18 protein-coding genes are annotated in these 22,584 nt (G+C 40.6%); 2 read left to right on the forward strand and 16 right to left on the reverse strand.

Annotated features, from left to right (window positions below; all coding sequences use genetic code 11):
- Positions 1 to 13: 13 nt before the first annotated feature.
- The 8 genes from LC040_09705 to LC040_09740 all read right to left on the reverse strand — a co-directional run bounded on the left by LC040_09705 (position 14) and on the right by LC040_09740 (position 12,075).
- A complete protein-coding gene (locus LC040_09705; protein ID WLR53137.1) occupies positions 14 to 2,596 on the reverse strand; it encodes a VWA domain-containing protein in 2,583 nt (860 codons plus the stop codon).
- Positions 2,597 to 2,705: 109 nt separating this feature from the next.
- Positions 2,706 to 4,505, reverse strand: a complete 1,800-nt coding sequence (locus LC040_09710) for a BatA and WFA domain-containing protein (protein ID WLR53138.1) — start codon at positions 4,503 to 4,505, stop codon at positions 2,706 to 2,708.
- Between the two features lie 9 nt (positions 4,506 to 4,514).
- A complete protein-coding gene (locus LC040_09715; GenBank protein ID WLR53139.1) occupies positions 4,515 to 5,384 on the reverse strand; it encodes a DUF58 domain-containing protein in 870 nt (289 codons plus the stop codon).
- A complete protein-coding gene (locus LC040_09720) occupies positions 5,384 to 6,361 on the reverse strand; it encodes a MoxR family ATPase (GenBank protein WLR53140.1) in 978 nt (325 codons plus the stop codon). The genes LC040_09715 and LC040_09720 overlap by 1 nt, the downstream gene beginning before the upstream one ends.
- 2 nt (positions 6,362 to 6,363) lie before the next feature.
- Positions 6,364 to 7,875 carry a hypothetical protein gene (locus tag LC040_09725; GenBank protein WLR53141.1) on the reverse strand — a complete coding sequence of 504 codons (1,512 nt, stop codon included), beginning with the start codon at positions 7,873 to 7,875 and terminating at the stop codon, positions 6,364 to 6,366.
- The gene (locus tag LC040_09730; protein WLR53142.1) at positions 7,872 to 8,735 is read right to left on the reverse strand and encodes an ABC transporter permease; all 864 of its coding nucleotides are present in this window, start codon (positions 8,733 to 8,735) and stop codon (positions 7,872 to 7,874) included. The genes LC040_09725 and LC040_09730 overlap by 4 nt, the downstream gene beginning before the upstream one ends.
- On the reverse strand, positions 8,732 to 9,664 hold the full coding sequence (locus LC040_09735; GenBank protein WLR53143.1) for an ABC transporter ATP-binding protein: 933 nt from the start codon (positions 9,662 to 9,664) through the stop codon (positions 8,732 to 8,734). Before LC040_09735 ends, LC040_09730 begins: the two co-directional genes overlap by 4 nt.
- Positions 9,661 to 12,075: a hypothetical protein gene (locus LC040_09740; protein ID WLR53144.1), complete on the reverse strand. Its 2,415-nt coding sequence runs from the start codon at positions 12,073 to 12,075 to the stop codon at positions 9,661 to 9,663. Before LC040_09740 ends, LC040_09735 begins: the two co-directional genes overlap by 4 nt.
- Positions 12,076 to 12,298: 223 nt before the next feature.
- On the opposite strand from LC040_09740, the gene LC040_09745 reads away from it, so the two are divergent.
- Together LC040_09745 and serA are read left to right on the forward strand one after the other, a co-directional pair.
- Positions 12,299 to 12,796: an inorganic diphosphatase gene (locus tag LC040_09745; GenBank protein ID WLR53145.1), complete on the forward strand. Its 498-nt coding sequence runs from the start codon at positions 12,299 to 12,301 to the stop codon at positions 12,794 to 12,796.
- A 209-nt stretch (positions 12,797 to 13,005) separates the two neighbouring features.
- Entirely contained in the window at positions 13,006 to 14,580 is a 1,575-nt protein-coding gene (gene serA / locus LC040_09750; protein WLR53146.1) for a phosphoglycerate dehydrogenase, read from the forward strand.
- A 551-nt stretch (positions 14,581 to 15,131) separates the two neighbouring features.
- Here the strand turns inward: serA and LC040_09755 are convergent.
- The 8 genes from LC040_09755 to LC040_09790 all read right to left on the reverse strand — a co-directional run bounded on the left by LC040_09755 (position 15,132) and on the right by LC040_09790 (position 22,572).
- A complete protein-coding gene (locus LC040_09755) occupies positions 15,132 to 16,358 on the reverse strand; it encodes a hypothetical protein (protein WLR53147.1) in 1,227 nt (408 codons plus the stop codon).
- Entirely contained in the window at positions 16,351 to 16,884 is a 534-nt protein-coding gene (sigX, locus tag LC040_09760) for an RNA polymerase sigma factor SigX (protein WLR53148.1), read from the reverse strand. The genes LC040_09755 and sigX overlap by 8 nt, the downstream gene beginning before the upstream one ends.
- A 117-nt stretch (positions 16,885 to 17,001) precedes the next feature.
- A complete protein-coding gene (locus LC040_09765) occupies positions 17,002 to 18,114 on the reverse strand; it encodes a Ger(x)C family spore germination protein (GenBank protein ID WLR53149.1) in 1,113 nt (370 codons plus the stop codon).
- Between the two features lie 11 nt (positions 18,115 to 18,125).
- Positions 18,126 to 19,589, reverse strand: coding sequence for a spore germination protein (locus LC040_09770; protein ID WLR53150.1), 1,464 nt, complete (start codon positions 19,587 to 19,589; stop codon positions 18,126 to 18,128).
- On the reverse strand, positions 19,586 to 20,677 hold the full coding sequence (locus LC040_09775; protein ID WLR53151.1) for a GerAB/ArcD/ProY family transporter: 1,092 nt from the start codon (positions 20,675 to 20,677) through the stop codon (positions 19,586 to 19,588). Before LC040_09775 ends, LC040_09770 begins: the two co-directional genes overlap by 4 nt.
- Positions 20,678 to 20,777: 100 nt before the next feature.
- Positions 20,778 to 21,458, reverse strand: coding sequence for an ATPase (locus LC040_09780; GenBank protein WLR53152.1), 681 nt, complete (start codon positions 21,456 to 21,458; stop codon positions 20,778 to 20,780).
- A 44-nt stretch (positions 21,459 to 21,502) separates the two neighbouring features.
- Positions 21,503 to 21,991, reverse strand: a complete 489-nt coding sequence (locus LC040_09785) for an ECF transporter S component (GenBank protein WLR53153.1) — start codon at positions 21,989 to 21,991, stop codon at positions 21,503 to 21,505.
- The gene (locus LC040_09790; protein WLR53154.1) at positions 21,988 to 22,572 is read right to left on the reverse strand and encodes a cob(I)yrinic acid a,c-diamide adenosyltransferase; all 585 of its coding nucleotides are present in this window, start codon (positions 22,570 to 22,572) and stop codon (positions 21,988 to 21,990) included. The genes LC040_09785 and LC040_09790 overlap by 4 nt, the downstream gene beginning before the upstream one ends.
- Positions 22,573 to 22,584: the final 12 nt, after the last annotated feature.

A 22,584-nucleotide genomic window follows, 5' to 3' on the forward strand; every position in this document is an offset into this window, starting at 1 on the left:
CAAGGGCTTTTATTTATTTTCTCCTTCTCTCCTTTGCCTCAAGCAACCGTTTCATTCGGTCATTATGTTGGTTAGAAGGAGGCTGTTGTTCTGCCTGCTCCTTTTTAGCCGGCTTTCTTTCCAGCCGTTCTCGTCTCGGAGAAGGCGATGATTTCACAGTCGGAGTACTCTGTTTGGAGCTCGCCTTACCTTTAAACCTTCGGAAAAGGTGGAAAGGGAATTGAAAACGACGTACAGCCACATCTATCATAAACAAAAAGAGTGCAATAAGGAGTAAAAACCAAAATAACGAAGCTTTCTGCCAACGCACCGGAACGTTCGCACTAGCATCCCATTCTTTGGCTGATTCAATCATTGTGCCATTACTAATGGTCGCAATATCTTTTAATAATTGTTGATCTTTTGTTTCGAGGTTATATTCCTGTGAATACGGGACAACAATGCCTGTTTGGAAAGAAGACGCTTTACCTTCTCCTTCTGTTTCCTGCATTTGTAGATAATACACACCAGGCTTAGCCGCATTAAACCTTACTGTCGTTTCATTTGGTGAGGTGCGCCTTAGCTGATGCTCCACTTCATTTCCTTCTCCACTTATGATCGATACGTCTACAGCAGAAAACAAATCATTTGGTTTTTCTAAATGAACAGAAACAGCCTGACCATCCTGTTCCTTCGTCATAAAGACACTACTGTTTTCATATGACGGAAACGTCCATTTCACAAGCTCATTCGAAAAAGCGCCCCAATGACTCCAGTTCACCCAGCTTCCAGCCCATTTTCCGCTTACGTCACTTGTCCAGGCAACGGTTCTTCCAAGTCCATACTGCCAGCGCATCAGCACAGGATCTTTTTCCTCACTTAATAGTATTTGTTGGGCGCGGGCTTTCGGAGTCGTTGCAATGTATGCATTCATTTGCGGCAACGCTTTTCCTAATGTCGCTTGCCACTCATAGCCGTGTACCAACCTTGGATAAAATGGATTGTCTTGAATAAACGTGCGAGTCATCAGCATTGTTTCCCGTGAAAAAATACTCGGAATCGTTGACTCATCAAGTACATCATAAAAACGTCCTCCACCACTATCTGCAAGGCTTTCAAGTAAGTTTAAGTCCGCATCACGACCAAGGGCTACCGTCGAGAGGGTAATCCCCTGTTCACGTGCCTGTTCAATTAAGAGCCCATAATTGCCATCCTGTGAAGATTGTCCATCTGTTAGGAGAATGAGGTGCTTCCTTTTCACATCAAGCGCTTCTAACCGACTAACTGCCAGCTCAAGCGCCGGATAAATGCTCGTTCCTCCACCAGCAGGAATAGAGCGAATCTTTTTCGCAATTTCAGCTTTCTCTGATGCCTGCTGTGAAGGAATCACTTCCATCACTTCACCATCAAACGCTGTCACATGAACGATATCTTCTTCTCGAAGCAGCTCTACAGAACGAGCTGCCGCTTCTCTGGCAAGACGAATCTTCTGCCCTTCCATACTGCCTGACTTATCAAGGACGATCGCTAACCCAACCGGCGGGATTTTCTTTTTCCCTTCTAAATCCATCTTAACTGGCAGGATTTCCTCAATTGGTGTTTTCACATATCCACCAAGGCCGAAGCTCTGCTCTCCGCCAGTCATAACAAACCCACGCCCAAAATGCTGGACAGCTTGTTTAATTAATGTCATTTTCCCTTCTGGCACATCTGGGGCTGAAACATTTGCAAAAATAATCGATTGATAGTTTAAATATCCGCTTAACTCAGACGGAAGAAGGGCCGGCTGAATCACATCAACATCTGCGTTTGAAGCCTGTAATGCGGATGTAAGGTTAACTGCTGCCTTCTTTTCTCCTTCAACGACTAAAATTTTCGGTACTCCCTTTGCATACAAAAATGCTTCTGCTTCATTATTTTGAATAACCATGTCAGCTTCTGCTGTAAGCTCTGCCCGATACGTACGAAAGCCGCTTTTTGTAATTACATGTGGCAAGGAAAAGGATTGGACCCCTTCTTGAATGCGGATTGCTTGCTCTGCGATTGATTGTTCATTTTCATAAATTGTTAATGTAGCATTTGTTTCGTATGTGCTTTTTACGCGGAGCTTCATCATCACTTTTTCGCCAAGGTTCGCTTCCTGCGGCACTGAAAAGTCTGTAAGGAGAACATCATCAGGTGATGAGGCGTTCATTGCCTTTACATCAACTGGAATGCCTTGCTGCTTAAGTACCTTAACCTGCTTACGAACATCACCAATGTTTTCATTCCCATCAGTTAGTAAAACAACCTTTCCGCGTTTTTCATTTGAAAGCATTCCAGACGCCAACTGCAAACCAGACGCAAGGTTTGTGTAATTTTTATTAATATCTCCAGTAAATTGTTGAAGCGGTGATTTTTGTGTCGTTAGAGGCTTTTCGATTACACTTTGTTTCCCGACAAGAACGACCCCTGCTTCATCGTCCTTTTCCATCACCTGCATTGCATCATTTACAAATTGTACTGCCTCTTGTTCATTCACACTGCTTGAACGGTCGACGACAAACACTGTTGATGTATGGTCAATCGGCAGTAAGGTGTGAAAGCCTGCAAGTGCTAAAATAATCAGTACAAACACGAAAGACCTGATAGCGAGAAATAACCGAGGGTTCTTCCCCCTTACATGGCTCCTGTGAAAACGAAGTAACATTACCGCCACCAAAACTAATAGGATAAGAAAGACTGGATTATCGATTTGAAAAGCGATGACGATACACCTCCATTTCCACAAGCAGCACAACCAATGCAAGTAACGCTAAGTACGGCCACCATTCATATTTTCCTTGCTCTGTCATCTGCTTATCAGTATGATTCATTTGAAATGACAGCTGTTCTGCAAAAAACATTTCTGCTTCGTTTGGTTGAATAATAAATGTTCTTGTATAACTCTTCCCTTCAGCCTGCTCCTCAAATGTATATAATCCTGGTTTGTTCGGAAAGTAGAGCTCGCCTCCGGCTGTTGCACTTGCAACAAGCTTTCCAGCATCATTTCGAATATAGATCGACTGTGTATTTGAATGGAGCTGCACATCAACTATTTCTCCTGGTGTCACGTTTCCAATGTTTCCATATTGCTGTATCATCTCTTCAACTGTATTTTGCAGAAGAATTGGAAAGCTCGGTGAAAGCGGCCAATCACTGTTGCTAAGATTAAAAGCAATTAAGAGCATTTTATCGCCTTGATAATTCCCAAAAGCAATCAGTGGCGTCTCTCCACTTGTTACAACTGGCTTCAAGTTATTTAAGCTTCCTAATAGCCGCGCTTTTCTTACATAGACACTTTCCATCTCTACATAACGTAGCAAAGAGCTTGATTCACTTTGCTTCACTTGATATACAAGCTCTACTTCCTTTCCTACTTCAAATGGCCCTCCAGCTTTTGGGTTAACGACAATTTTCGGACCGTTTGGCCATTCACTTGCAGGCAAGTTTTCAATAAGATAAATGCCTTCTTGTTCATCGGTTTGCTCAGCTTGATTCGTTCGTACAACTTCATGGCCTTGTGCCTGTAATGCTTTTAAATAAAAGGAGGATACATCACCAAGCGCATAAATTACTGGCTTTCTCTGTTCGGCTGGATAGGTGTATGCTGTATTATCCAATTTGTAATCATCATCTTGTGAAATAGTTGCTTCATAATTCGCTTTCTTTGGTAGATTACGGATTAAGCTGTTCATTTCATGCTGAGGGATGACAAGCTCCTTCAACACCTCACCATTTGCCGAAATCGTAACTGGCAGGCCGCTTTCTTGCTTGACAGGCTCATGTAAGGACACAAGTGCATTGACTTTAGATTCATCATCAGCAGGGCTCACTCCAAATGATGTAATACCTACGTTCTGCACTACCGTTTCTCTGTTGTGAACATACAATGGTACAGTAAGGTTCATTTCCTCAACTTTCTCTTCTGAGAGCTGATCTGTATAAACATGAACAACACCACCCTCATCAGCTAACATGCTTTGGGCAAGCTGAATACTATCGGTCAGATTAGCAGATTGATAGGAAAGAGGTAAGTCTTCAAGCGCGGAAATCGCTTCACGACTCTTACTACTAGACACGAGCAGCTGAGGTGATGCATTCGCAGCGATAAGTGACACTTCTGTATTGGCTCCCATCTTCTCCAAACGACCTTTCATCTGTTGCTTAATTTCCTCAAACCGTGCCTGGCTGTTCGTAGCTGCAAGCATTGAGGCAGATGTATCAACGACATACACTTCTTTACTTGCAAACTGCTCTTCTGTCATTAGAAAGGGGCGGGTAAGCGCTAAAACGAGCAGTAGAATAATCAAGGCCTGTAAATAAAAGAGGAGCTGTTGGACAAGCTTGCTATTCCATTTCGTTGCCTCTTGGTTACGGATCACTTGTTCCCAAAGAAACGTTGTCGAAATCTTTTTCGGTTCATACTTTTGCTTAAATAAATAAAATACAATCAGTACAGCTAATAAGCTAAGCAATGTAAATGCCCATGGTGTCAGGAATGTCATCTTCTCACCTCACTTAATCCATCCCGCACGACGCAATTGATTACCCAATAATTGTTCAAATGAGTTACTGGCACTACAGCGAATAAATTGAATCCCTCTTGAAGAAGCAAAGTTTCGAAGTGCTTCACTGTGTGCTTCAAGCCGTTCATCATATTGCGCAAGCACATGCTTCTGGACGGCTACTTCCTTTTCAAACATTGTTTCAGCATCAGTTAACTTATACTCACCACTCAAACTTGGCGCAAGTTCTTCCTCGTCAAGTATTTGAATAAGAAGCATTGTTGTACTTTTTTGCTGCAGACGCTTCAATGATTCATAGCAATGTTCGAGTGGCTCGAAGTAATCGCTTATCACAACTCGAACTTGGCGGCGTTCTTTCTTTAACGCTTCAGCTTGCAACGCACTAGATAATGACATTTCAGCCGAACGCACAGCATCTATCGCTTTTAAAAAAGAGGCGAGCTGATGCTTTCCCTTTCTTAGCGGCAAAGGGGATGTTGTGGAGCTGAGCGGGATAAAAGAAGCCCTATCCTCTTGATTTAAAGCAAGAAAAGCAAATGCGGCTGCAAGCTGTCTAGCACGTTTCCACTTCTCAGAATAAAAGCTCATGGATTTCGAGCAGTCTAAATAAATCGCCACTTCAAGCTCAGACTCATTTACAAACCGTTTGATATAATGCTTGTTTGTCCGAGCAAAGGCATTCCAGTCGATTTGGCGTAAGTCATCTCCGGGTGTATAGGCTCTAAAATCAGCAAACTCCATTGATGTACCGTAATTTTTCGAGCGGCGGTTTCCTTGCTGAATACTTGCTGCTGAAACGCCGTGCAGCAGTTTGAAGCGACTGAGCTTTTGCAAAAACCCTTCATGCATCCAGTCCATTACGAAATCCCCTGGATAATCTCATCGATAATGACATCTGCTGAAATGTTTTCTGCTTCACCTTCAAAATTCAAAAACAAGCGATGACGAAGAACAGGCTTTGCACACGTTTTCAAATCACCAATTGCCAAATGAACACGACCATTTAAAAGTGCTCTAACTTTGGCAATTCGAATTAAGGATTGAAGCCCGCGCGGTCCTGACCCGTAATTGACATATTTGCGAACAAGCTCTGGTGCGTGCTGTTCATCAGGATGTGTTGCGGTAATCAACTTTACTGCTGCATCTAATACCGTTTCAGAAACAAGAACTTCTTTACTAAATGTTTGTACCTTCGTTATGAAATCAGCCTCAGCAACCTTTTCAAGCGAAGGTGTAACTAAGCTAGTTGTGCGGTGAATAATTTCTTTTAATTCTTCCTTTGACGGATAGCCGACAAAAATCTTTAAGAGAAAGCGGTCCATTTGTGCTTCAGGAAGTGGGTAAGTCCCTTCAAGCTCCAATGGATTTTGCGTTGCAAGAACGAAAAATGGAGATGGCAGCTCCTTCATTTCACCCATAACGCTTACCGTTTGCTCTGACATTGCTTCTAACAAGGCACTTTGTGTTTTCGGTGTTGCCCGGTTAATTTCATCTGCAAGCACAATATTTGAAAAGACAGGGCCATGATGAAATACAAAGCCTTGCTTTCCTGAAGTATCAGGCTCAATCATCATCGTTCCTGTTATATCAGAAGGCATTAAATCAGGCGTAAATTGAATACGCGAAAATTTTAACGAACAGATATCGCTAATCGTTCGAATTAATTGCGTTTTTCCGACCCCTGGAAGCCCTTCAAGCAAGGCATGTCCTCCTGCAAAAATGGTCCAAAGCAACTGTTCAACTACTTCGTGCTGTCCAACGATTTGTTTGGAAATTTCCGAACGAACAGCTTCAATTTGTTCTGATAGTTGACCGATTTCTGTTTCAATTTCCATTATTACGAATCCCCCTCTTGCTTCAAATCAGTGAAATAGTTTTTGACACCTTCTTCAAGCTGCGGTGGCAGCTGAAGCTTCTCTGTGCTTTCTCGATACTGTTGTTCGTAATCCCCAATAATCGTTTGATAATTTCGCGTTGTGCCTTTTATAGCAGGTGAGTTTGGTGTCTTTTCAACGACCCCTTCATCTGTTTTCGCATTCTTGTCTGTATCTTGTTGAAAACTCTCTTTTCCATTTAGCTTATCTGGCGTTGTCAGTAAGTTACGTGAACCCGCTCCGCTTCCTGCATTTGAACCACCTTTTCCTTGACTGCTTCCGCCTTGACCATTGCCATCGCTCCCTTGACTACCGTTGTTTCCTGAACGGTTACTGCCCTGCCCATTACCGTTATTTCCAGCTTGATTGCTTTGTCCACTTGGGTTTGATTGGCTGCTACTTGATGAAGAATTTGAACTGCTGTTATTGTTGTTCGTTTGCTGTTGTGTGTTTTGGCGAGATGAGGAATTCGATGATGACCCTTGAGCTGATGCGTAATTTGAATTCGAAAGGCCACTTGCTGTCATCTGTTGATTGAGTGAGCTGGACATTGCCTGCATTTGACTGGCCACTTGAGCGTTTTCTTGCAAGCTTTGTTGTAGCTTTTTCTGTTCTTCATCTAGAAGCTTTTCAATTGCCTTGTCTGAATGGTCTTGAAGGTCTTTCAATAGCTGTTGCTCTTCCTTTGACAATTGCTTTAATGCTTGGGCTGTGCCTTGTTGTTCTCCTTTAGTTAAAGCCTTTTTGATGTTATTTAACTGATTTAATGTTTCTTGCTGTTGAAGTCGTTGCTGCTTTAGCTGTTCTTCTGTTTGCAGCATCTCCTCTAGCATTTCTTTCGCTTTTTTGTTGTCCTCTATTTGTTTTTGCAGCTGCTTTAAAGCTTCTTTTGTTTGTTCATCTGTCAGTTTTTCTTTCTTAGTGAGTTGTTTGATTTCGTCCTTCTTATCCTTAACAAGTTTTTGTTCTGTCTCTAGCTGTTGGGCCTGTTCATCATACATACTTGGAATGGCAGTTAAGAGAAGTGCGATTCCAACAAGGATACTTCCAATATAAAGTGCCTTTTTATGCGGTTTGTAACGTCTTTCTTGCTTTACTTCAGTCCAAACTTGCTGAATTTGTCGAAGTGCCTGCTCCCTTTGAATTCGTACAAAGCGAGCATCCTGTTCTATAAATTCTAGTGCTGTTGAAGCTTCATCATTGCTCCCATATTCATCAATACGCCTCGCTGCTTCTTGTGCAGTTATTTTCCGGGAAATGATGAAGGTGATGAGAATAAATAATAGAATTCCACTAGTAAAGAGCACCTTTTCAAATAAGAAGGGAATTGGAATGAAGAAGCGTATGCCACTGAACAAAAGCCAGGCTGCCGCAATTAGCGGCAATGCCCATTGAATGAATAAAAGCCCTTGTTCGCGCTTTATTTTTCGCTTGACGACTTGTAGGTACGAATGAAATTGAAGTTTTTCATTCATGCTTTTCGTCCTTTCTTCATATTTGGTCGAAGCTTTCGAATGCTTAACAGAAGCATAACGACAGCAATAACGGTGTAAGAAATAAAGAAACTGTAAGTAAGAGGAAATGTCCACCCTGCTGCTTTCTGTATTTCATTCATTGCATACGGCTCAACAGATTGAAATAACACTGCACCTGGGTTCAGCATGAGCATTAAATATGGGATTATTGTCGTTTGTTGCTGATTTAACCCGGTATTAACGCTCATCATACTAAGCATCGTAATAAATAATGTGCCAAACACAAGAAACATTGCTGTCCCGTAGGAGGCAATCATTGAAATAATTGTTTTTCGAATAATCGTTGAATAAAAAACACCGATACTTCCTACTGTAATTATTGTCATCAAATACAACAAAAATGTTTTTAAAATTAATAATGGTGACACACCACCGAATAAAAACACAATGCTGTACAGTGGCAGTGAAGCAAAGATCATTAGGGTTAAGAAAGATAACGAAGAAAAGAGTTTGCTAATGATAATGGAGCTTGATGACTGCTCTGTCGTTAACAAAATATTTAAAGTTTGTCGTTCACGCTCTCCGCTTATAACCCCTGCAGTTAATCCTGGCGTCATAAATAAAATCAACCCGAGCTGAGCATAGGAAAGAACGTGAAACATCATTCGGCTTTCTTCTGGACGAATAAACCCTGTTTGATTTTGAGTGGATATATAGATAAAACCAAGGGCAATCAAGCCAAGCGCCGCTAGATAAAAGAAAATACCGATAAAGCTTTTAAATGAGCGCATTCGCAATTTTATTTCTTTATTTAAGACAGGGTTAATCACCCATCTCATAAGTGCACTTTTCGCCATCATACGCCCCCCTTAGTAATTTCTAAAAAGACATCCTCTAAATCTGTAATACGCTGTTGGAAATTTAAAATCGGCAAACCAGTTTGAATCGCTTCCCCTAACAGCTTTACTTGCTCTTCATCTGTACCAGCAAATCCAAAATGGATCGTGTTCGGTTCTACGTTATCACGAACTAAGTTTGACACATGTGGATTATCTTCAAAGAAACGAATCGCTTCTTCCACCTTTGCGTGAAGCGTAACAATTAAGATTTTATCCGCTTGCAATGCTTGCTGAATCTCCCTGACAGAGCCATGTACAGCTAGTTCACCATTTTCAATTACCCCAATTTCATCACACATTTCCGCTAATTCTGGAAGGATATGTGAGGAAATGAGAATCGTTTTATCCATACTCTTTAATTCTTTAATGATTTCCCGCATCTCAATTCGCGCCCGCGGGTCAAGGCCAGATGCAGGCTCGTCAAGAATAAGTACCTGTGGGTCATGAATTAGTGAACGGGCAAGACAAAGCCGCTGCTTCATCCCGCGTGACAGTGAATCAACATAGGTATCACGTTTATCAGACAAATCAACTAAATCCAATAACTGTGTCATTAATTGTTGACGCTCTTGTTTTCCTATGCGATAGCTCGCACCGTAAAAGTCTAAATATTCATGTACTTTAAATTGATCATACACCCCAAAGAAATCAGGCATATAACCAATCTTGCTGCGAATTTCTTTCGGATTGTCGATAACACTGACACCATCCACGTAGGCTTCACCAGATGTGGGAGCCAAAAGCGTAGCAAGAATTGAAAAAGTCGTTGATTTTCCTGCTCCATTCGGCCCTACAAATCCAAATACAATACCTTGTTTAATTGATAGGTTTAACCCTTTTAAAGCTGTGAATGACCCATATTTTTTTGTTAAGTTTTTAATTTCAATCATTGTGCAATCGTCCCTTCTACCGTAACAAATGGGAGTTGGACCTCATCCTGCTTATTTCGTTGTTCAAGCCGTAACTTCACTTGACCATTGTTTGTAATATACTGAGCGGCTTTATCAGTAAAAACATGTGAATGAGTATTGTCATCCAACGGTTCATACGCATCTGTATTTTTATTGTAAATGGTATAACCAACACTATTTGCAAGTTTTGGGTAGCGTACTTTCAGCTGCTTAAATGCTACCTTACTGCTATCTCCGAAGTTAGGAAGTTGATAGGAAATCTCATATGTTCCTTGCTCAAGGTGTAAGAACTTTTCGCCTGACATCAATCCGTTAAAGAGAACTTGACCATTAATAGGCGTAATTGAAGGGGTTAAGGATTCATTACGAACAGTAAAATCACCTTCATACTCTACATCCATCTCAACCGGTTGCGTAACAAGATGCGTGTTCTCCCGTTTCACCTCTTTCCCATCGATTTCAACTGAAACTAAAGGAGAAGAGGAATACGCAACAAGAAGCGGACCATCACCATCATCAGCATACATTCTTCGTTGAAATGCGCCTTCCGTTAGTGTGAATTTCTTGCGTTCCTCGACAGATATGTCTTGCTGACCATATCGATTGACGTTTGGAAAGAGACTTACCGCTGTACTGCTTAATGGCTTACTGAAAAATTGACTTTCATTTCCCTTAATAGAGAAAGAAAAATCTTTCTTTCCGTCTTTCTCTAATGGTCCAATTTCATAATAATGAGAGCCTGTCATAAGATATACTTGCTCAAAAGACATCGGCAAGCTGTTTGCGATACTTCCTTCTGCTTTGCCATTTTTCAAGGTTAGCGCTGTATCAAACTTACCAATCTGTTGCAGTGGAATGTTATATTCTTGTGAACGGATTGACCAGAATTCAACATCCTCAAAAGTCGTCTTATACCCATTACTGGTTCTTTCGATAAAAGCAAAGTCTTCAAGCTGTTCAGGCGAATTCATTGTCCGAACACGATGCGGAACAGGTCGGCCTGTTTGAAGCACACTATTCTCATTCACAATGTTCATGTCATAGTGCCCCGCTCCATTTGTAAACATTCCAACAGCACCTGCACCGACTCCATTTCCTTGTCCATCTAGAGACAAGATAGATACTTCATTTGCACGAATATGTAGCCGCTCTGATGCACCAAATAAGAAGATCCCAACACTTGTCACAAGAGCGACACACGGAATAACGACCCATGCCCATTCGCGCTTATCAAATTTTTTCAACCCGATATAAAGCGCAGGAGCAACCACAATCGTATAGATAATAAAAGCAACGATAATCAGCGGGAAAGACAAGTTTGAAAAGGTCTTGAAAAACTGTGAAGCATCTTGCATTTCATAAAAATGCTGATTGTAACGTTGATTCATGTGATTTGTATGAAGGTTTTGCAGGAGTGTCTCCCACCATTTTTCATTTCCACTCCACTGGTTAATAACAGGATTGGCGATATTATAGTTTACTTGCGTTACAGCACCTAATCCTAACTTCTTTTGTATGACAAGAGGAATACCATTACTCTCGTAAAGGACCTTTGTTCCTTCACCTAATGTTCCTTCGTATACTGTATAATCTCCGCTTGGCATTTGCTGCGTTGCAACAGTTTCTAGTGCTTGAAGTGAGCTTACTGTGTTTGTTTCCACATTTTTCATTGGTAGGATATTTTGTAGTGAGCCATATTTTTGTTCCATGCCTGCTTCACTGCCAATAATCAATTGCCCGCCTTGTGCAATCCATTCTTTCAAAGCGTTCTGCTCTTCCTCACTCAACTCAGAAGGATTAACTTGATTGAGAACAATGAAATCAAGTGTCTCTAGTCCTTCTCCAGCACCTGGAAAGATTTCTTTCTTTAAAGAAAAAACAGCGCTATTTCCATATAAATTAATCACTTTCAAATAGTTTAAAGCATCTGCCTGTCCACTCCATACCCCGATCGTTGTTGTATCATCTTGGAGAATACGCGGTAAGATTTGTTCTTTTGCAGCAATCAGCTTACCATTTCGATGATTCCCTTCGTATAAACGTAATTGCTTAAAATCTGAAGTTGTACTTAAATGACTAAACTGCTCATTATCACCAGGAATCGTCGTTTCAATTTTTTTCGTCGTCCCTTTTGCTAGTTCGACTGGAAGTACAATATTTCCAGCTGATTGGTATGTCGGACTGACGGTGATAAGAAGCTCCCCTGAAAAGTCATTTCCTTCATTTGTTAACGTGATTGTAACTGGAAACCCCTTCTCACGCTTCGCCTTTCCATCAATTCCACTTTCGACTTGCATTTTTATTGATTGTTCTTTTTCTGCAAAAACAGTTGTTTGAAATAATAAAAAGATAACCGCCAAGCTAGCAAGCAACCTAATCCATTTCCTCATCAAAAGCCCCCCTCTTTAAATTCGTCTATTTTTTAGTCATTTTTCCAAGTCTGACAGTGCTTTACTTTTTCTTTAACATAGACGAACGTTTTTTTCGAAAAGTTTCATCCTCTTACAAACTGGTACCATTTACATGTCACTTTAAATCGATAGCTTTTATACTTTGTAGAAACTTGCTATAATAGATTGCGGTATACATATCTATTAAGAGGAGGCGTTTTGCATGGCTTATGAAAACAAAGTTGTTGAAGCATTTATTGAAATTCCAACTGGCAGCCAAAACAAATATGAATTTGACAAAGAAAAAGGTGTCTTCAAACTAGACCGCGTTCTTTTCTCTCCGCAGTTCTATCCTGCTGAGTACGGATATCTTGAAGATACGTTAGCTCTTGATGGTGATCCACTTGATATTCTTGTTATGGTAACAAACCCTACGTTCCCTGGTTGCGTAATCGATGCACGAGTAATTGGTTTCTTAAACATGATTGACAGCGGCGAAGAAGATCAAAAGCTTCTTGCAGTTCCTGTTGAAGATCCTCGTTTTGCAGATGTACATACACTTGATGATGTGCCAGAACATACATTGAAGGAGATTGCTCACTTCTTCAGAACATACAAAGACCTTCAAGGTAAAACATGTGAAATCGGTGACTGGGAAGGTCCAGAAGCTGCTGGAAAATTAATTGATGAATGCATCGAGCGTTATGCAAACAACAAATAAAGTTTGAAACAGATCGATTTTTCGGTCTGTTTTTTCTTTAGGTTGAAAACGTTGTCAAAATTGCCATAATGTTTTCGAAAATTAATTAATAGCTGAAATACAAACAAATAAAACGCTTACATTTAAAAACGTTCGTATTTTGCAGATTGACAGTGTGTAAGACAGTGTGTTAAATTATCAAAAAATTAACGCGATAAAGGGGTAGAAAGATGTACAAAATTTTGGTTTCTGACACAATGAGTGAAGAAGGCCTAGCTCCTCTTCTAGCAAGTGACGAAGTTGAAGTCGTACAAAAGAAAGTAGACGAAGTACAAGGTGAACTTGCAGAATTTGATGCACTGCTTGTACGAAGTGGTACAAAAGTTACAGAAGAACTGCTTGACCAAATGACGAAATTAAAAATTGTAGCCCGCGCCGGTGTTGGTGTCGATAACATCGATGTGGATGCAGCCACTACTCGCGGTATCGTTGTCATTAATGCTCCAGATGGAAACACAATTTCAACTGCTGAACATACTTTTGCTATGATGGCATCATTAATGCGTAACATCCCACAAGCAGTGAAATCTGTGAAAGATGGCAAATGGGAACGCAAAAAGTATCAAGGTACTGAGTTAAATGAAAAAACACTAGGTATCGTCGGAATGGGCCGTATCGGTGGTGAATTAGCAAAGCGCGCTAAAGCATTCGGAATGTCTGTGTACGTATTTGATCCATTCTTAACACATGCTCGTGCTGAAAAGCTCGGTGTTTCTTCTGTTGAATTGGAGACGCTTCTTACTGAGGCAGATATTATTACTGTACATACACCATTAACAAAAGAAACAAAAGGGCTATTAAACCATGAAACAATCGGAAAAACGAAAAAAGGTGTTTATCTGATTAACTGTGCGCGCGGTGGTATTATCGATGAAGAAGCACTTGCTGATTACGTTGAAAGCGGACACGTTGCTGGAGCAGCTCTTGATGTATTTGTAACCGAGCCACCGACAAATAATCGTTTGTTAGAGCTTGATCAAATTATCACAACACCACACCTTGGTGCTTCTACAGTAGAAGCTCAGCTTAACGTAGCAGCACAAGTTGCTGATGAAGTTCTACAATTCTTACAAGGTCAGCCAGTTAAGAACTCACTTAACTTACCGACTCTTTCAAAAGAAGTATACCAAAAAATCCAGCCATATTATGAGCTTGCAAGCAGCATGGGTTCTCTCGCATCACAATGCATGCAAATTCCAGTTAAAGAAATTGAACTTCAGTATGGCGGTAAGATTGCTGACTTAGATACAACGATTTTAACACGTACATTACTTGCTGGCTTCCTTCGTCCACGTGTTGACACTCCTGTAAACGAAGTAAACGCATCGGCTGTCACAAAGCAACGTGGCATTGTATACGGCGAAAAAGTCACAAGTGAAACAAACGGCTATTCAAACTCAATCACAGCAATTGTTCATGGAGAAGATACAACTTTTACGATCCAAGGTACATATGTACGCGAGTATGGTCCACGTATCGTAAATATGAACGGATTCGATATCGATTTCTATCCAAACGGCAGCCTGCTGTACATCCAGCACACTGACCGTCCTGGGGTAATCGGTAAAGTTGGTTTCATCCTTGGTGAACATAAAGTAAACATTGCAACAATGCAAGTAGGCCGTAAAGAAGCTGGCGGTGAAGCCATCATGATGCTTTCATTTGATAAACCAGCATCTGATGAAGTATATAACGAACTAAGCAACGTTGAAGATATTGTTTCAATTAAACGAATCGAATTGTAAAACAGCAAAAACTCGGAAGCAGATACCTGCTTCCGAGTTTTTTAATAGCAAGCGGACAGCCTAAACGCCTTTCGACGCACAGGATGTGCTAGTGCAGGCGTTGTCACAGGACGTGACGCTCTTAGCCAGCGTTCCTTTGATGTCCAGCTGTGGCGCTTAGGGGCTCGAGGGCATAAGGCAAACTGCTGCAGAGGCAAAAATCAGCCTCCTCCGCTTTCGACGCACAGGATGTGCTAGTGCAGGCGTTGTCATAGGACGTGACGTTCTTAGCCTGCGTTCCTTTGATGTCTAGCTGCGGCGCTTAGGGGCTCGAGGGCATAAGGCAAACTGCTGCAGAGGCAAAAATCAACCTCCTCCGCTTTCGACGCACAGGATGTGCTAGTGCAGGCGTTGTCATAGGACGTGACGTTCTTAGCCTGCGTTCCTTTGATGTCTAGCTGCGGCGCTTAGGGGCTCGAGGGCATAAGGCAAACTGCTGCAGAGGCAAAAATCAGCCTCCTCCGCTTTTTGCCTTATGCTTGTCGCCCCTGAGCAAAGCGCCTCCGCTTTTCTTATAATTGGTTTGCTGCGTACGGGACTGGGATTGGTTTTGTAAGGTTGTAATTTCCAATCATCTTAAATGGCATTTGCTTAAATTGAACTTGTTTATAGCCGTATGATTTGGCTGTCATTAGTACAGATTCTAATAAAAGAATTGTTTTTTCGCTGTTTTCTAAGCTTTTTCGATTTGTAAATGTGATTGAGACAATTTCCCCTTGCTTCTCCCCCTCGACGCTATCAACTGTTACTCCTTGTGGAAATGGTGAAGCTAATGTTTGTTCTATCGGTTTTTCTTCTATTTCCTGTAAGGTTTCTAATAGTGTAGAGTTTGAGTCTGCTGGTAATGAGGCAAGATAAGGCCTTTCTCCAGCACCACTGCCTTCTGTTACGTAATACTTCCGGGGCTCCTGTTTAACATCAAGTGAGCTCATCGGTCCGTAGTGAGCAAAGTCGACACCCGGAACATCTTCAGTCCTTAATTCTAGCGTTGTAATAGGAAGCGGTGTAAACATTTCTTTTAATGTTTCGATAAAGAGATATTCTCCTGTACTTCCTGAATTTGTTAAAACGGGATGTTCCCGTGTTAAGGTTACTTGCATAACCGTCTTACTCGTTTGTTTGAATGTCACGTCTTCTAGAAATTCTGAAGAAAAGCGTTGGTCTGCTTCATCATTTGTGACATCAAATTCATTCAGAGCTTGGTCCAAAGGTGCATCCTCAGGAACGGTCTTTGCGATAGGTACGACATATTGAAGATTTTGATCAATTAATGTTTTAACAACAAGCTTTTGTTTTGGTGGAATAACATTTAACGTATGACTTGGTAATATCGCACTTTCGATCGCAAATTGGGAACGAGCCATCGAATTCTTTTCCTCAGAGGTACCTTTATCAAATGCTTTTGGCGCTTCTGCAATTTCTGCATGTTCTTCTAGCTCTTCTTCGGAAGCTGTACGATCTTCAGCTGCTTGTTCCAATCCCATTTCAATATTGCTTGTGTTCTTCATAAGAGAGGGAACGAGAATGGCTAGCAATACTACGGCCACTGCTGCTGCAATTGATGGATACAGCCAAGTGTATTTCTTTTTTCTTTTTGACGTGTATGACTCAGAAGGGTTCTCATCAAGTTTATTTGAAAGCTGGGCATAGATCTCATCAGCACTTCGTTTGTCTTCAACCTTTGGGAGCTGTTTCAACAAGCTTTCAAGTTGTTGGTCATCATATGTTTTTCTAGGCATGTGGCATCCCACCCTTACTTAACACATCATGCATGCATGTCTTCAATGCTTTCATTGCACGATGCTGTGTTGTTTTCACTTTGCTTTCTGTCCAGCCTAATACCTCTGCAGTTTCCGCAATGGAAAAGGATTGTAAAAAGCGTAGCACAATTACCATACGTTGGTCGTCTGTGCAGGTTTTCAAGCAAGCATAGACTTGTTGAATTTCCTCATTTAAGACAGCAATCTCCTCAGGCAGTGGCGAATCATCATCAATCATCGCATGAATCAGTTCGTCATCCATACCATCAGCGATATTCCTGCGTTTCTGTTTTCGAAACCAATCAATGGTGACATGCTTTGCAATTGAAAACAGCCATGTCTTTTCACTGCTTTTACCTTCAAAGCGGTCATATGATTTTAATACTTTTATATATACTTCTTGAACGAGATCTTCTGTTTGTTCTCGGTTTTTAACCATATAAAAGATAAACCGAAACAAATCTTGGTGATACCGCTCATATATCTGTTGGAATAACTCCCTCATCCCTTGGTACCTCCCGCTCTCTAACATTTGTCGTCTATGTACTTAAAAAGTTTCACCTTGTTATTATAACGAAAAAACCACAAAAAGGAAGGCTGCCATTTAATATGGCACCCTTATTTATTCAATAATTCCTGAGCTTACGATTTTTACATTTGCCTGCACATCTACTTTTAACTTAGGATAGATTTCTTCCCATTTCTTTTCATCCCATTCTCTCCAATGGTTTTTCACATGATTACCAAATCCTGCAGGGTCAACATGTGACTCTTTAAGTTCATTGATTAAAGAATGAGCTCTCTGCTCGATTCGCCGTTCTGCCAAGCGTTCAATTTTTCGAATGGTTTGGGCATTTTTTAAATTTCCTCCATCTTTAAGTTCCGTTACAGTGCCCAATAACTGAACGTTTAATTTGATGGTTGGCTCGTTACTTTTTATCGTGACTTTCGTTTTCGTTTTTGAGCGAATATTTTCAATAAGTACAACGCTTTCTTCGTATTCGATTGATTGCTCTTCTTTATCTTCCAAAGACACTTCAAAACTTCCACTTTTATACTTTTCTCCGATTAACATGCGTAAAATAAATAAATCTTTCAGCAGCACTTCTTTCACAAGCTTGTCCTTTTTAAATAAGGCGATACCGGTGATTTTTGCATGCCCGCTTTCTTTGTCTATTATTGGCAGATAAGGATCCCTTCCAACACTATAATAATATTTCATAAATAAATGAAGGTTGGTCTCGGGCAAACTTTCTTTTTTTTCATTTTGAAGAATTAAATTTTCGATATACATCCCTGGACGCTGACCAACAGAATCTAAGCTTTTACTTAAAAGCTCAGTTGCGCTTCCTTTTGTAACAGCAAGCTTTATTCTATTTCCAATTGAAGCATCCCGGTGGAGAGTATCCACTAAATCATATATTCCTCTTCGAGCTAACGCTTCTCCATACAAAGCTACAGCAACTTGACCACCAACAACCGGACTCGGTGCTTCAAAATTCATTAACTTCTTGCCAATTTTGCTCATGCCTGTTTTTGCTTCAAACAATTCGACATCTGTTGACTGTGGGTTTTTAAATATCGGCACTGAAATCTTCATAAGTAATTTATTGTCTTCAATAAGATCATAAGTAATAATACGTACAAGCATGACATCGTCTACAATCTTTGACGTTGCACAGCCTGTCAAAATGAGAACTACACTAAAGTAAATGACTAAAAACCGTTTCCACATTCCAACACCACCTACTCATCAATATCCTTTTGATGTTTAAACCTCAGCCCACTAAATATGCTCGATTTTTTAGTTTTTTGAGCTGATACCGGCATATAAGGAAAACGAACAAATACATCTCGCCACCTCTTTAATCTCGGCGGATAAATCGGCTCTAAATAAGGACGGTTAAGCGATGTTAAGCGAATTAAATGAGTTAACACAAAGGCACTACAAACCATAACACCTAGCAACCCCCACATGCCTGCAAAAATTAAAAATGGAAACCGTAACAACCGAATCGTATTTCCCATTCGATACACCGGTGTTGTAAATGAGGCAAGAGCTGCCAATGCAACAATAATAAGAAGGACATTACTTGTTAAGCCAGCTTCAACAGATGCCTGTCCAATGACAATCCCACCAACAATACCAAGTGTTTGACCAACCTTTGTTGGCAAACGAGCTCCTGCCTCCCGTAACAACTCGATCGTCAACTCTAGAAATAACGCTTCAATTATCGGTGGAAAAGGTATATTGGCTCTCGAACCGATTAACGTTCCAAGCAGGTCTCTAGGAATTAACTGATAATGGTAGGTCAAAACCGCCACGTACAAAGGAGTTGCGAGTACTGAAAAGGTTACAGCAAAATAACGAATTAACCGAAAGGCCGTTCCAACTTGCCATGATAAATAATAATCTTCCATTGATGAAAAGAAATCGACAAATGAAACAGGGCCGCATAAAACAAACGGTGAGCCATCAACAATAATCACTAACCGGCCTTCCTGCAGCTGTCCACAAACCCGGTCTGGACGTTCTGTTTCTTTTAATTGTGGGAAAGGTGATTTCCAATTATCTTGTAATACTTGTTGGATAAACGAACTATCTAATACCCCATCAAACTCTATCTGGCGTAATCTTGAAAAAACAAGATCAACATCTTCTGAATGGGCTTTATCTCCTAAATACATGACGGCGACTTTTGTATGTGATTGTTTGCCCACCTTAATCTCTTTCATTTGTAAGTCTAATGTAGGCAGCCGTTTGCGAATTAAGTTCAAATTGGTTTGATAGGATTCGGTGAACGCTTCTTTCGGCCCTTCTACACTAAATTCAATCTCAGCGGCTGTAACGTCACGTCCTTCTATCTTTAAGCACTTTATTAATAGACAACGTTCCTCTTCTTTCATTATTGAAATTCGTACATATCCCCCAAATAACTTTTCTTTTACAACCTTAGGCTCATCTGTAATAACTATTTGTTCAAAAGGAAGACGAGCTTGTAGTTCTTCAAGGGTTGCAAAAGGCTCTCTTACCTTTTCTAGCAAATCTCTATGCAAGATTTCTGAATCAATCAACGGGAAAAAATAACAGATAATAAAAGGTTCAATATTGGAATCATGTTCATAACAAACAAAATCATTATTCTTTTTTAACTCTGTAAATAGCTGTTTCATTGAGGAACGGGGATAAAATGTAGGACGCCGCTTCATGTTTTAGACCTCCTATGCATGCGATTATGCAGCTTTGAAATGAGGTATAAGGCAGGAATATAACCAATAATAAAGTAAAAAGCAAGATTACCTAAGTATGTGTTAATCTGGTCTACAAGCACTCTGCTGTCTATTGAAACAATACTAATAAAGATAACAGTTAAAAAGACAGCCAATATTTTTCTTTGTGATAGATGAAAGCTCTCTTTTGCCACACGGGTTGAAACCCATAAGTAAATAACCATATTCGGAATAACGACAAATACCCAAATGGCAACTGCAAAATACTCAAATCGTTCAAGAAAAGAAAACTCAGCCACCTTAAATAAACTTAATGTTGCCCATACTGTCTTCTCCAATTGCTTTTCACTATAAAAAGCAAAAGTTACTAGCGTAATGAACACATAGAGAGATGTAGTAGCTGCTAAACCGAGATGAGCAAATTTCTGTGATTTCTCCGGTTTTCTAATAAAGGGATAATAGACAAGCAGCATTTCTAAACCTAAATAAGAAAGAGCTGTATCATTTACCGCACTTAAAATCTTGGGAAAAGGAGTGTCAAGAATGGGAAGTAAGTTCCCAAAGTCAGCATACTGCAAAGGAAAAAAGAAGAATTCCGTTAAAAAGGAGGGGATCACAACACCAAAAAAACAAATACCTGTCACTACCCGGAACCCACCAGTTACAACATAATAAATCAATGTACAAAAAAGCACACCAAGCACCCAAGAAGCAAGCTGAGGAAACATCCATACTTGTACAACTTCAATATATGTACGAATTACTGTGAAGGCAGTAACGAGCACATAAATGATAAAAACAAAGTCTAGACATTTTCCAACCCACTTACCAAAAAACTTTTTGTGCAAGCCCGTTAAATCCGTTTTATATGTATTTAGCATGTTAAAGATCATATATAAGATAATGTGATATATAAATCCCGTAATAAGTATCGATATCCATGCATCATGACCAGCTTCTTCCATAAGAATGCGTTGAAATCCTAATATTCCAACCCCAACTTGTGATGCATGAACTAAATAAAAAACTAAGAAAGGTTCGACTTTGAATTTTGCCGGAATGTTCATGCTTATTCCCCTTCATCCAAAAACTTATATTCTCTATTATTCTGTTCATGGTTTGAAATATACACGAACAACCTTAATCCATAACAAAAAGCCTCGGCATTCACCGAGACTTTTCAAGATACAACTGATAGAAATGATCCATTACGATTTTCTTTATCTCTTCTTCTTTTTCAATCGCATAACTAATAACATAACATGTAGATGGACCTGCTGGTGCTGTTAAGTCCAACTCTGAATGGACGAGGACTTCTGGAAATCCATTTGCATTACATAATTGTTTAACTTCATAATCTATTCCTTTAGAGCCAACAGGAACTGCTTCATAGATAAGGTTTTCTTGAAGTAGCTTGTAAAATGTCACTAGTGAAGCTACGCCACCTTTTTCATGTAAAACAGCCTCTCCGACAAGCGGCTTTCCGATTACAGCAAATAGAGCTGATTTTGGCGTTATCGCGACTCTTTTTTCTCGAGGTTTTACTCGCCCTGTTAAAGTAAGCCCAAGGCCTGACTGCTTGAGCTGAAAGTTCGTTTCACTACTTCCGGTAATTGGCACATGTTCGATGCCTACTTCTGAAAGTAGCTGCTGTATCCCATTACAGTACGACTGCCAAGCTGTTTCTGAGGTAAGGTTTTGAACAGCAATTGATTGCAAGGAAGCACCGACCGCAAGTAATTCCATCAAAGCTACCCGCATTGTAAAATAGGCGGTTTGCTCATTTGAAGCTGCGACAATGTCAGCGACTTTCTCTCCTACCCCTCCGCAACAATCGGCAGAAATCACAAGCTCCTCCTGTTCACATAATGGAACAAATTGAACATCCCGCATTATTTCACAGCAGTCTTCTGAACACGATTAGCAGCGTGCTCAATTTTTGGTAAAGCAATCACTCCCGCTAGTAAATTAATACCCGCTCCAATTAGCAACGCTGGGAGAAGTGCGAAATAAAACGGCGCGCCCATAATAAATGCAAACGGTAAGGGAGCCAGTACACCGTTACTTACAAAAAAGAAAACATAGGCTGAGATACGTTTCTTCTTTTGATACAATTTTCCAAATACCCAAAGAATGCCTGCCATTTCTGCTGCGACAAATAAATGCAGCGGACCAAGCGGAAGACCACCTAGGAGGGCTGAACCTAAGTGACCAAGTGATGCTGTTATCATTCCTCCGACTGGTCCAAGCACTGCCGTAGCTGCAAGTGCCGGAAAGCTATCAAGGGCAACACTTGTCACAATAGCAGGAATTTTGATCATTGCCCCTATAATGGAAAACGAAATAAAGACAATAAGTAATGAAAGCTGCCTTACGCTCATTCTTTCTCTTTCCTTTTTCCTCTGCGGAACACAAGTGCACTACGCTCATACTCGACGTCCTTTACATTTAAGCGAGCATTAATGACACGGCCAATTGCAAATAAATAATCTGATAAGCGATTGACATATGTGAGCACAAACGGATTGATTTCCTCTTCACGCATAAGCGTTACAATTGCCCGCTCTCCACGACGAGCCACCGTTCTGGCAATATGAATCGTTGCAGCTGCAGGTGAACCGCCTGGTAAAATAAACTTCTCAAGTGGTGGAGCCTCTTCAATATAAGCATCAATTCGCTCTTCTAAAAACGTCACCATTTCTTCAGTCACTTTAAACTTTGAAGGGTCGACTTTCACATGAGCTAAATCACCGCCACAATCAAATAATTCGTGTTGCACCTTTTCTAGCTCTTGATAAATATCTTTGAATACATCATCTTTAAGCTGTGTCATTGCTTGCCCTAGAAAGCTGTTGATCTCATCAATTGTTCCATAAGCATTTACACGAAGATGGTCTTTCTCAACACGGCCGCCAACTAATGATGTTTGTCCTTTGTCACCTGTTCTTGTATAAAGTTTCATATTATTTCCTCC

This window comes from Bacillus tianshenii, assembly GCA_020524525.2.
GTDB lineage: Bacteria > Bacillota > Bacilli > Bacillales > Bacillaceae_N > Bacillus_AV.